Here is an 11,655-nt window from a genome sequence, read left to right as displayed (position 1 = left end):
CGCCCCCCGCCCCGCGCTCCGGCCGCGCGGGCACGGGCCGCGCGGGCGTGCGGTGACGCGGCGGCGGTTCCGGACGTGTGCTACGCCAGTAGCCGCAGGGTGTAGCGCACCTCCGGCACCGCCGCACCGTCCACCTTGTACGTCTCCGCGCCCCCGTCCGTCACGAAGCCGGCCCGTTCGTAGAAGCGGCGGGCCCGTCCATTCCCCTCCAGCACCCACAGCCGCAGATGCGGGAAGCCGCGCTCGGCGACCCGGCGGCGGGTCTCGTCGAGGAGGGCGCGGCCGATGCCCGTGCCCAGGAGCGAGGGGTGGACGTAGAGGGCGTACAGCTCGGCGTCCCCGGGCGGCAGATCGCGGTCCCGGTACGGGCCGAAGCAGGACCAGCCGACCACCTCGCCGGTGCCGTCCTCCGCCACCAGGTTGACCACGTCGCCGAGTCCGCGGGAGAAGAACTCCCGCCGCCGCTCGGCGTCCTCTTGGACGCTCAGGCCGTCCAGATACGACTGCGGCATCAGTCCCGTGTACGCCTTTTGCCACCCCCGCACCCGCACCGCAGCCACGGCGTCGATGTCGGACTCGGTCATCTCCCTTACCAGCACCCCGTACATATACGTCCACCGTAGGGGGCGTGACCCGGACACCGGTGGAAGGGTCACAGCAGCGACAACTGGGCCGGGCCCGGGGAATCGGCGGGATCGGGGGTAGCGGCGGGGTCGGGGACGGCGCGGTGGGCTCCGGGCTCGTACGGGCCGATGCCGTACTCGGCGGCGAGGTCGTGCACCATGCCGGTGATCCGCCGCTGGTACCACTTCGGTGCGTACGAGCCGCCGTCGTACAGGGCGTCGTACCGCTTCAGCAGCCGCGGGTGGTGCCGGGTGAGCCAGGCCGTGAACCATTCGCGGGCGCCGGGGCGCAGGTGCAGCACGAGCGGGGTCACGGAGGTCGCCCCGGCTTCGGCGATGGCGCGGACGGTCGCGCGCAGCTGCTCGGGGGAGTCGCCGAGGAAGGGGATCACCGGGGCCATCAGCACCCCGCAGGGGACGCCGTGCTCGGACAGGGTCCGTACGGCATCGAGGCGCCGCTCGGGGGAGGGGGTGCCGGGTTCGACGGTGCGCCACAGCGCGCTGTCGGTGAAGCCGACGGAGACCGAGACGCCGACGTCGGTGACGCGGGCGGCGCGGCGCAGCAGCTCCAGGTCGCGCAGGATCAGGGTGCCCTTGGTGAGGATGGAGAAGGGGTTGGCGCGCTCGACGAGCGCGCCGAGGATGCCGGGCATGAGCTGATAGCGGCCCTCGGCGCGCTGGTAGCAGTCCACGTTGGTGCCCATGGCGATGTGCTCGCCGCGCCAGCGCGGCGCGGCCAGCTCGCGCCGCAGCAGCTCCGGGGCGTTGACCTTGACCACGACCTGGGTGTCGAAGTCGCGCCCGGTGTCGAGGTCGAGATAGCTGTGCGTCTTGCGCGCGAAGCAGTAGACGCACGCGTGGGTGCAGCCGCGGTACGGGTTCACGGTCCATTCGAACGGCATCCGGGAGGCCCCGGGCACCCGGTTCACGATCGAACGTGCGCGGATCTCGTGAAAGGTGATGCCGCGGAATTCGGGGGTGTCGAACGTGCGGCGGACCACTGCGTCCGTGGAGAAGAGGGCCGGGGCGGCCGCCTCGCCGTCGCCTGTCAGGTTGTCCCAGCGCATGGCCCGCACCTCCGGAGTCTCGCTCATTCCCTTAATAGAACACATGTTCCCTTCGTTTCCGTCAACCCCGAATTTGGGCGGGTGACCCGCAGGTGGTTGGCTTGCCCGCGCAGGGCAACGGCGCCGCAGCGCACCAACGCAACGCAAGCATCGGAGGACAGAGCAATGGGCCAGGTCGAGGCCACCACGGAGCGCATCGTCACGGGCAAGCCCGAGGACGTGTTCGACGCGCTCGCCGACTACCGCGAGGTCCGCCCCCGGCTGCTCACCGAGCAGTTCAGCGAGTACGAGGTCCGTGAGGGCGGCGACGGCGAGGGCACCCTCGTCCACTGGCGGCTCCAGGCGACCAGCAAGCGGGTGCGCGACTGCCTGCTCGAGGTCTCCGAGCCGAGCGACGGTCAGCTCGTGGAGAAGGACCGCAACTCCTCGATGGTCACCACCTGGACCGTCACCCCGGCCGGGGAGGGCAAGGCGCGGGTCGTCGTGACCTCGGTGTGGAACGGCGCGGGCGGCATCGGCGGCTTCTTCGAGCGCACCTTCGCGCCCAAGGGCCTCGCCCGCATCTACGACGGCGTGCTGGAGAAGCTCGCGGCCGAACTCCCGGCTCAGAGCGCCCAGTAGCCTCCCGGGCGCCGGGCCGCCCCCGTCTCGGTCTCGGTGCCGCGGTCACCGGTTCGGGTGGTTTTCTCCGCGGTGCGCTCCATGGGCGCACATGCTCTCACTTGCGGTAAAGCCGCCCGAACCCGTCTCTTTGTCGATTCGTCGCGCTTGCCCCTTGTTGTTGCGTAATGCGAGAAAAGGGCGGCGGCGCAGGCGTGACGAGGGGAGACAGACGTGGGCGGGATCACCGAGACCACCTTCGCGAAGGGCCATCGGCCGGCAGGCGCACCCGCCCGCGCCTCCGGCGACAACGGACCCGGAGCCCAACCCGGCGACGGGGACGGGGACGGCAGAGGCACCGGCACGGCGCGACCACGCGCCGGCGACGGCCCCGCCGGGGCCGGGCTCAGCCCCGCCCGGGTGCGGACGGTCTTCCTCGGGCTGATGCTCGCCCTGCTGCTGGCCGCCCTCGACCAGACGATCGTCGCGACCGCCCTCCCCGAGGTCGTCGGCGAACTGCACGGCCTGGACAAGATGTCCTGGACCGTCACCTCCTACCTCCTCGCCGTCACCATCGTGCTGCCCGTCTACGGCAAGCTCGGCGATCTCATCGGCCGCAAGAGCGTCTTCATCTTCGCGATCGTCGTCTTCGTCGTGGGCTCCGCGCTCGCCGGGTGGTCGCGCACGATGGACGAGCTGATCGTCTTCCGCGCGGTGCAGGGCGTGGGGGCGGGCGGGCTGATGATCGGCGTCCAGGCGATCATCGCCGACATCGTGCCGCCGCGGGAGCGCGGCCGCTACATGGGGCTCATCGGGGCCGCGTTCGGCCTCGCGTCGGTGGCCGGGCCGCTGATCGGCGGTTTCTTCACCGACCGTGCCTCATGGCGCTGGTGCTTCTACGTCAACGTTCCCTTCGGCCTGGTCACGCTCGCCGTGGTGGCGGCCGTCCTCAAGGTGCCCGAACCGCTGCGGCGGCCGCGCTTCGACTTCCTGGGCGCCCTGTTCCTCACCATGTTCTCCACCTGCACCATCCTGCTGACGAGTTGGGGCGGTACGGAGTACAGCTGGCACTCGCGCGTCATCCTCGGGCTCGCCCTGGGCGCGGCGGGCTCCGCGATCCTCTTCGTCGTCGTCGAGTGCGTCGTCCCCGAACCGCTCATGCCCATGCGGATGTTCCGCGACTCGGTCTTCTGCGTCTCCGGGCTCATCGGCGCGGTCATCGGCGTCGCGCTGTTCGGCGCCGCCAGCTACCTGCCGACCTTCCTCCAGATGGTCGACGGGGTCTCCGCCACCGAGTCGGGGCTGCTGATGGTGCCCATGATGGGCGGCATGGTGCTGGCCTCGATCGCCGCAGGACAGCTCATCAGCACCACCGGCCGCTACAAGGTCTTCCCCGTCGTCGGCGGCCTCATCTCGATCGGCGGCATGTGGCTGCTGTCCCGGCTGGAGGAGGACACCTCCCGCCAGGACTACAGCCTCTGGATGGGCGTCCTCGGGCTGGGCATCGGGCTCGTCCTGCCGGTGCTGATCCTCTCCGTGCAGAACTCGGTGTCCCCCGACGACCTCGGCTCGGCCACCAGCGCCAACAACTACTTCCGGCAGATCGGCGGCAGCGTCGGCGCGGCCATCTTCGGCACGCTCTTCGCCCATCGGCTCGCCGACCGGCTCGCCGAGGAGTTCCCCGGCGGCACGGGCGTCCGTACCGTCGGCGGACCGGAGCTGCCCGACCCCGACTCCATCACCCCGCAGATCGTGCACGCGATGCCGCGCGCCCTGCGCGACGGCTACATCACGGCGTACGCCGACGCCATACCGCGGATCTTCCTCTACCTCGTGCCGGTGCTCGTCCTGGGCTTCCTGCTCGCCTTCCTGCTGAAGGAGAAACCACTGGTGTCCCACACCGACTTCGCCGTCCAGCCAGACCCCGGCGTGCAGCCGGACCCCGTCGTACCGGCGGCGCGCTCGGTGCCCCGGCACGCCGCCCCGCCCCCGCCGCCGCCCGTCGCGGGCATCCCGGTCTGCGGCACCGTCCAGCACCACGACGGCACCTCGGTCCCGCGGGCCGCGCTCACCCTCATCGACATCGGCGGCCGCCAGATCGGGCGCGGCGCCACCGGCGAGGACGGGCGGTACGCGCTGAGCACCCCCGGCACCGGGTCGTACGTCCTGATCGCGGCGGCCGGAGGCCACCAGCCGCGGGCGGTCAGCGTCACGGTCGGCGACCGCCCGGTCGAGCTGGACGTGGTGCTGGGCGGCGCGGGCCGCCTCGCCGGTTCCGTGCTCACGGCGGACGGCACGCCCGTACGGGACGCGACGGTCACCCTCACCGACGTACGCGGCGAGGTGGTCGCCTCCACGCGCAGCGGGCGTGAAGGCGGCTATGTGATGACCGAACTGGTCGCCGGGGAGTACACCCTGGCCTCCAGCGCGCCCGCCTTCCGCCCCGCCGCGCTGCCCGTCACCGTGCAGGCCGCGCGCGAGACCCGCCAGGACATCGAACTGGCCGGGGGCGCGGTGCTGCGCGGGGTCGTACGCGCCGGTGGCGGCCGCCTCGTCGAGGACGCCCGGGTCACGCTGCTGGACGCGGCGGGGAACGTGGTCGACACCGCGACCACCGCCGCCGACGGGGCCTTCCGCTTCATCGACCTGTCGGCGGGGGAGTACACGGTGATCGCGGCGGGCTACCCCCCGGTGGCGACCGTGCTCCAAGTGGCGGGCGGCGGCCGTACGGAACGCGATCTGCACCTGGGCCACGAGGACTGACCACTGGCCGCCCCGCCCCGGCCCCCGCCTTCCGCCGGGGGCCGGGGCGCGGGCTTCGCACACATGCCCGCAACCTCGTACAAGATGACACCTATTCGGGTATTGGCCCACGCCGTGACCGGCTCCCGCCGTACCGTTGAAGACGGTGGTGCGGGTCGTGCGTGCGAAGGAGTCTTCCGCCTATGGAGCATGGCACGGAGGTGTCCGGCCGGATCCCGCTCGCGGTGGTCGTCGTCGACGCCGACGGGCTGGTCACGCACTGGAGTTCCGGCGCCCGCAAGCTCTTCGGACGCACCCGCGAGCAGGCCGTCGGCGCCCCCGCCGTCGATCTGATGCCGGTCTCGGGCGCACTGCGCGGCGAGGACCTGCCGCACGAGGCGGCCGCACCGGACGACGCCCTCGGCGGCCCGCGCTCCTACCCCACCGCGGGCCGCGCCCGGATGACCCCCGCCGACGCCGCCGCCCAGATCGACGTCCTGTGGTGGGCGTACCCCCTCGTGGGACCGGGCCCCGAGCGGCTGCTGGTGCTGGCCGCCGACGCCGCGGGGCTCACCGGGGGCGCCCCGGACGAGCGCTTCGCGCCGGGTTTCGCGCTGCACACCGAGTTCCCCGGCGCCGAGCTGCTGGCCGGACGACTGCCCGACATCCTGCCGAACATGGGCCCGGCCACCGGCGGCCGGATCGTCGCCCAGGTCCTCGAACTCGGCTACCCCGTCCTGGAGATCAGCCACCACGAACGGGTCCCGGTGACCCCCGACTGGGGCATGCCCCGCTACCGCGAGCGCCAGGCCCGCCGCGCGGCACGGCTCCGCGCGGCCGCCGAGGGTGGTCCCGCCACCCCGGCCGATCCGCCGTCCGGCCCCCAGGACCTCGAAGAACCCGAAGAACTCGAAGACCCCGAAGAACTCGAAGACCTCGAACACGCCGCCGTCCGCGAGCGCCTGGAGTTCCTGAACGAGGTCAGCGGCCGCATCGGCAGCTCCCTCGACCTGGCCCGCACCATCCGCGAGGTGACCAGCGCCGCCGTCCCGCGCTTCGCGGACTTCGCCGGTACGCACCTGCGCGCCCAGGTCCTCGCGGGCGAGGGCTTCCCCGACGGCCCGCCCGACGTCACCACCGTCTGGCACCGCGTCTGGGTCGAGCACAACGACGAACCGGGGCGCTGGGACGACACGGTGCCGGTCGGGGAGAGCATCGCGTTCCCCGAGCACACCCCGTTCTTCCAGTGCATGGTCACCGGTGAGCCCGTGCTCATCCCGTACATCGGCGACGAGTTGGGCGACCGGATCGCCGGGCAGTTCGAGAAGCGGGACCTGCGGCCGCTGATCAACGGCCGGTCGATCCTCATCGTGCCGCTCAAGGCGCGCACCGTCGTGCTCGGCTTCATGGTGCTGCTGCGCCGCGCGGGCCGCGAGGCGTTCGACGACATGGACCGCACGACCGGCGCCGAACTCGCCGCCCGCGCCGGGCTCGTGCTCGACAACGCCCGCATGTACACGTACCAGGAGAACGTGGCGGAGACCCTCCAGGACAGCATGCTGCCCCAGGTGGCGCCGCGCATGGCGGGCTGTGACACCGCCACCCGCTATCTGCCCGGCACCCGGCTCGGCCGGGTCGGCGGCGACTGGTTCGACGCCATCAAGCTGTCCGGTTCGCGCACCGCGCTCGTCGTCGGCGACGTCATGGGGCACGGGCTGAACTCGGCCGCGATGATGGGCCAGTTGCGCACCGCCGTCCAGACCATGGCCGCCCTCGACCTGCCTCCCGCGCAGCTGCTGCGCAACCTGGACGACCTGGCGCAGCGGCTCGGCGAGCACTATCTGGCCACCTGCCTGTACGCGGTCTACGACCCGATCCGCTCCGAACTGCTCCTGGCCAACGCGGGGCACATCCCGCCCGTGCTGGTCCGCGCCCAGGACGGCCGCAGCGCGCTGCTGGACCTGCCGACCGGCGCGCCGATCGGCGTGGGCGGCGTGCCGTTCGAGACGGCCACGGTGCGGGTCGCGCCCGGCGACCGCCTCATCCTGTGTACGGACGGCCTGGTCGAGGTGCGCGGCCAGGACATCGGCGCCGGGCTCGCGGCGCTGTGCGAGTCCGCAGCCCACCCGGCGGCGTCGATGGACGACGCGTGCGACACCGTCATCCGCGCGCTCGCTGCCTCGTCCCGGGAGAAAGACGGGCGCGGCGGCCGCAAGGACGACGTGGCGCTGCTGATGGCCCGGCTGAACGGCATCCCCTCCGACGACGTCGCCCAGTGGCGGCTGGCCCTCGACCCGGGCGAGGTGCGCCGGGCCCGCCGCCTGGTCCGCGAGCGGCTGCTGCGCTGGGACCTCCCGCACGCCGTGGAGACCGCCGAACTGCTCGTCAGCGAGGCCGTGACCAACGCGGTGCGGCACGCCCACACCCACCATGTGGTGCTGCGCCTGGTCCGCACCGAGGCGCTGCTGTGCGAGGTCTCCGACGACGACCACGACCTGCCCGCGCTGCTGACCGCCGGACCGGACGACGAGTGCGGGCGCGGGCTGCGCGTGATCAGCGAGCTGGCCAGGGAGTGGGGGACGAGCCGGACGCGGCAGGGCAAGACCGTCTGGTTCGAGCAGGCGCTGACGGGGCCCGCCCGTCACTCCTGACGCACGGCCTGACGCACGGCCTGACGGGCAGCCTGGATGCAGAGCCTGACGCACAGTGGGAACGGACGCGGGGAGCGGCGATGAGCGTGTCGGAGCGTTACCGGGAAGCGTGGGAGAGCTACTGGCGGGCCACCTCGGACGCCCCGGGGGAGGCCATCTGGGATGCCTCCCCGTCGCTGAGCGCCGCCCGGGACATCGACCGCTTGGCCCCGCACGCCGACCTCTCCCTCCCCATCCTCGACCTGGGCTGCGGAAACGGCACCCAGACCCGCTATCTGGCGACCCGTTGCGGCCGCGCCCTGGGCGTCGACCTGTCCCAGGCGGCGGTCGAGCACGCGCGGCGCGCCGATACGGAGCGGACCGCCGAGTTCCGGCAGCTGAACCTCACCGACCCGGCGGCCGTGCGGGAGCTGCACGAACGCCTCGGCGACGCCAACGTCTACATGCGCGCCGTCATCCACCAGAGCGACGCCCCCGACCGCCGTCCGGTCGCCGAGGCGGTGGCCACCCTGGTCGGCAGCCGCGGCCGGGGCTTCGTCGCGGAGCTGACCGAGGAGTCCAAGACGACGCTGGCGCGCCTGGCTCAGAGCCCCGGCGGCCCGCCGCTCAAGCTCCGCCGCGTGTTCGACCACGGCCTGAAGCCCGCCGACGCGGCGGACTGCGAAGTGCCGGAGCTGCTGGTGGCTGCGGGACTGCGGGTCCTGGCCGAGGGCCCCACGGCCCTGGCCCAGACGGAGCAATGGGCCGACGGTTCGCGGGTGGAGCTCCCGGCCCGGTGGTTCGTGGTGGGACGGGCGCCGGAGGGCGAGGGACGGTTATCCACAGGGGTGGTTCGGCCCCCGCGCAGCGCGTAACGTAACGAACCATGAAGATCCTGATCAGCGCCGACATGGAGGGCGCCACCGGGGTGACCTGGCCGGGCGACGTCCTGCCCGGCACCCCGCAGTGGGAGCGCTTCCGGCACCCGTTCACCTCGGATGTGAACGCGGCGGTGCAGGGGTTCTTCGACGGCGGCGCGGACGAGGTGCTCATCAACGAGGCCCACTGGTCCATGCGCAACCTGCTGCTGGAGAAGCTGGACCAGCGGGCGCAGATGATCACGGGGAAGCACAAGACGCTGAGCATGGTCGAGGGGGTGCAGCACGGCGATGTGGACGGGGTGGCGTTCATCGGTTATCACACCGGAGCGGGCACCGAGGGCGTGCTCGCGCACACGTACCTCCCCAACTCCGTGACCGGCGTCTGGGCGAACGGCGCCCGGGCGAGCGAGGGCCTGCTGAACTCGCTGGTGGTCGCCGAGTACGGGGTGCCGGTGGTGCTCGTCACCGGGGACGACAAGACCTGCGAGGACGCCAAGGGCTATGCGCCGGACGCCCGGTGTGTCGCCGTCAAGGACTACGTCTCGCGGTACGCGGCGGTGTGCCGCACCCCCGCCCGTACCGCCGCGGACATCCGGGAGGCGGCGCGGGAGGCCGCCGTGCTGGCGGTGCGCCACGAACCCCCGCGCCGCGGGCCGTTCACGATCGAGCTGGAATTCGACGCCGAGCATCTGGTGGGGGCGGCGAGCGTCGTACCGGGCGTGGAGCGCAGCGGCGAGCGGCGCGTCGCCTTCACCTCACCGACCATGTACGAGGGGATCCGCTGCTTCAAGGCGGTCACGACCGTCGTATCGGCCGCGGTGGAGGAGCAATATGGGTGACACGGTCCGTCCGGAGGCGATCGACGCGCAGGCGCTGGAGGAGGTGGTGCGGTTCACCTCCGAGCTGATCGGGATCGACACCACCAACCGCGGCGGAGGGGAGTGCTCGGAGCGCCCGGCCGCCGAGTACGTGGCGGAGATGCTCAGCGACGTGGACATCGACCCCACGCTGCTGGAGCGGTCGCCGGGGCGCACCAATGTGGTCGCCCGGATCGAGGGCACCGACCAGGCGGCGCCCGCGCTGCTCGTCCACGGCCATCTGGACGTGGTGCCCGCCGAGCCCGCCGACTGGACCGTGCACCCCTTCTCCGGGGAGGTGCGCGACGGGGTGGTGTGGGGCCGGGGCGCCATCGACATGAAGAACATGGACGCGATGGTCCTCGCGGTCGTCCGGGCCTGGGCGCGGGCCGGGGTGCGGCCCCGCCGGGACATCGTGCTGGCGTTCACCGCCGACGAGGAGGACAGCGCCGCCTGGGGCTCCGGCTACCTCGCCGACCGGCACCCGGAGCTGTTCGAGGGCTGCACCGAGGGCATCAGCGAGTCCGGCGCCTTCACCTTCCACGCCGGGCCCGGGCTGCGGCTCTACCCCATCGCGGCGGGGGAGCGCGGCACGGCCTGGCTGAAGCTCACCGCGCGCGGCCGGGCCGGACACGGCTCGAAGGTCAACCGGGCCAACGCGGTCAGCAGGCTGGCCGCCGCCGTCGCCCGCATCGGCGACCACCGCTGGCCGGTCCGGCTGACGCCCACCGTCAAGGCGGCGCTCACCGAGATCGCCGCGCTCCAGGACATCCCGGCCGATGTGGACGCGCCCGACTTCGACGTCGACGAACTGCTCGCCAAGCTGGGCCCGGCCGCCGCCCTGATCGAGCCGACCGTGCGCAACAGCGCCAACCCGACGGTCCTGGAGGCCGGTTACAAGGTCAATGTGATCCCGGGCAGCGCGAGTGCCTATATCGACGGGCGGATGCTGCCCGGCGGCGAGGACGAGTTCCGGGAGACCCTCGACCGGCTCACCGGCCCCGACGTCGACTGGGAGTTCCACCACCGCGAGGTCCCGCTCCAGGCCCCGGTCGGGCCCGAGGCGCCCACGTACGAGGCGATGCGCGCCGCCATCCAGCGCTTCGACCCCGGCGGCCACGCCGTGCCGTACTGCATGTCGGGCGGCACCGACGCCAAGCAGTTCTCCCGGCTCGGCATCCGCGGGTACGGCTTCTCGCCGCTGCGGCTGCCCGAGGGCTTCGACTACCAGGCGCTCTACCACGGCGTGGACGAGCGGGTGCCGGTCGACGCCCTCCACTTCGGCGTCCGGGTGCTCGACCACTTCCTCCAGAGGGCGTGAGCCGGTGGTGCAGCAGGTGACGGCCACCGCCCCGTACGGGACCTGGCCCTCCCCGGTCGACGCCGCCCTCGCCGCCTCGCACGACGGCCACCCCGAGTACGTGGGCACGGTCGGCCCCGAGGTGTGGTGGACCGCGCCCCGCCCCGCCGAGGGCGGCCGCCGCGCGCTGATCCGGCGGCGGGCCGACGGCACCGAGGAGCCCGTACTGCCCCCGCCGTGGAACGTGCGCAGCAAGGTCATGGGCTACGGCGGCACCCCCTGGGCCGCGGCGCCGCGCGCGACCGGCGGCCCGCTGGTGGTGTTCGTCCACTTCGCCGACCAGCGGCTGTACGCGTACGAGCCGGACGCCCCGGCGGGCGCCCCGCCGCGCCCCCTGACTCCGGTGTCCTCCGTGGGCGAGGGTCTGCGCTGGGCGGACCTGCGGCTGCATGCGGACCGCGGCGAAGTGTGGTGCGTGCTGGAGGAGTTCACGGGGGAGCGGCCCACCGACGTACGGCGCGTGATCGCCGCCGTACCGCTGGACGGCTCGGCCGCCGAGGACCGCACGGCGGTGCGCGAACTGACCGACGCCCGCCACGACTTCGTCACCGCGCCCCGGCTCTCGCCCGACGGCCGCCGGGTCGCGTGGATCGCCTGGAACCACCCTGAGATGCCGTGGGACGGCACGGTGGTGATGGTCGCCGAGGTGACGGACGACGGTCCGTTCACGGATGCCTGCGCGGCGCTGGGCGGACCGGGGGAGTCCCTCGCCCAGGTCGACTGGGCCCCTGACGGCTCCCTCCTCGCCGCCACCGACCGCACCGGCTGGTGGAACCTGCACCGCCTGCCGCCGCCGCGCGTCCCCGCGGCGGCGGGGCCGAACGCGGAAGCGCCCGCGATGGCGAGTTCGGCCCCGGCCGCCGGATCCGGCCCGCTCGCGGGACCGGGCCGGTCC

Annotated in this window: 9 protein-coding genes; 7 read left to right on the top strand and 2 right to left on the bottom strand. The window is 73.2% G+C overall.

Translation table 11 applies throughout. From position 1 onward, the window contains the following. Positions 1 to 80 precede the first annotated feature (80 nt). Together EEJ42_RS09615 and EEJ42_RS09610 are read right to left on the bottom strand one after the other, a co-directional pair. Positions 81 to 584, bottom strand: coding sequence for a GNAT family N-acetyltransferase (locus EEJ42_RS09615; protein WP_123099542.1), 504 nt, complete (start codon positions 582 to 584; stop codon positions 81 to 83). A gap of 68 nt (positions 585 to 652) precedes the next feature. Further along, positions 653 to 1,690, bottom strand: coding sequence for an Rv2578c family radical SAM protein (locus tag EEJ42_RS09610; RefSeq protein ID WP_123099544.1), 1,038 nt, complete (start codon positions 1,688 to 1,690; stop codon positions 653 to 655). Between the two features lie 165 nt (positions 1,691 to 1,855). Between EEJ42_RS09610 and EEJ42_RS09605 the strand changes: the two genes are divergently transcribed. The 7 genes from EEJ42_RS09605 to EEJ42_RS09575 form a co-directional block, all read left to right on the top strand. Further along, complete coding sequence (locus EEJ42_RS09605) at positions 1,856 to 2,311, top strand: SRPBCC family protein (RefSeq protein WP_123099541.1); 456 nt, start codon at positions 1,856 to 1,858, stop codon at positions 2,309 to 2,311. 213 nt (positions 2,312 to 2,524) lie between these two features. After that, entirely contained in the window at positions 2,525 to 5,053 is a 2,529-nt protein-coding gene (locus tag EEJ42_RS09600) for an MFS transporter (protein WP_425472867.1), read from the top strand. Between the two features lie 182 nt (positions 5,054 to 5,235). Continuing rightward, a complete protein-coding gene (locus EEJ42_RS09595; protein ID WP_123099540.1) occupies positions 5,236 to 7,683 on the top strand; it encodes a SpoIIE family protein phosphatase in 2,448 nt (815 codons plus the stop codon). Between the two features lie 80 nt (positions 7,684 to 7,763). Next, positions 7,764 to 8,537, top strand: coding sequence for a class I SAM-dependent methyltransferase (locus tag EEJ42_RS09590; protein WP_123099539.1), 774 nt, complete (start codon positions 7,764 to 7,766; stop codon positions 8,535 to 8,537). Positions 8,538 to 8,548: 11 nt separating this feature from the next. Continuing rightward, positions 8,549 to 9,382, top strand: coding sequence for a M55 family metallopeptidase (locus tag EEJ42_RS09585; protein WP_123099538.1), 834 nt, complete (start codon positions 8,549 to 8,551; stop codon positions 9,380 to 9,382). Next, complete coding sequence (locus tag EEJ42_RS09580; RefSeq protein WP_123099537.1) at positions 9,375 to 10,721, top strand: M20/M25/M40 family metallo-hydrolase; 1,347 nt, start codon at positions 9,375 to 9,377, stop codon at positions 10,719 to 10,721. The genes EEJ42_RS09585 and EEJ42_RS09580 overlap by 8 nt, the downstream gene beginning before the upstream one ends. Before the next feature lie 16 nt (positions 10,722 to 10,737). Further along, a partial coding sequence (locus EEJ42_RS09575; protein WP_484422002.1) for an LpqB family beta-propeller domain-containing protein occupies positions 10,738 to 11,655 on the top strand: 918 nt, incomplete at its 3' end.

Source organism: Streptomyces botrytidirepellens (assembly GCF_003721215.1).
GTDB classification, from domain to species: Bacteria; Actinomycetota; Actinomycetes; order Streptomycetales; family Streptomycetaceae; genus Streptomyces; species Streptomyces himastatinicus.
This window is presented reverse-complemented; position numbering and strand designations above follow the sequence as displayed.

Excerpts from the sequence above, each read along its gene's own strand:
- EEJ42_RS09580 (WP_123099537.1), top strand. The coding sequence starts at position 9,375 with ATGGGTGACACGGTCCGTCCGGAGGCGATCGACGCGCAGGCGCTGGAG.
- EEJ42_RS09585 (WP_123099538.1), top strand. The coding sequence starts at position 8,549 with ATGAAGATCCTGATCAGCGCCGACATGGAGGGCGCCACCGGGGTGACC.
- EEJ42_RS09590 (WP_123099539.1), top strand. The coding sequence starts at position 7,764 with ATGAGCGTGTCGGAGCGTTACCGGGAAGCGTGGGAGAGCTACTGGCGG.
- EEJ42_RS09615 (WP_123099542.1), bottom strand. The coding sequence starts at position 584 with ATGACCGAGTCCGACATCGACGCCGTGGCTGCGGTGCGGGTGCGGGGG.
- EEJ42_RS09610 (WP_123099544.1), bottom strand. The coding sequence starts at position 1,690 with ATGCGCTGGGACAACCTGACAGGCGACGGCGAGGCGGCCGCCCCGGCC.
- EEJ42_RS09605 (WP_123099541.1), top strand. The coding sequence starts at position 1,856 with ATGGGCCAGGTCGAGGCCACCACGGAGCGCATCGTCACGGGCAAGCCC.
- EEJ42_RS09595 (WP_123099540.1), top strand. The coding sequence starts at position 5,236 with ATGGAGCATGGCACGGAGGTGTCCGGCCGGATCCCGCTCGCGGTGGTC.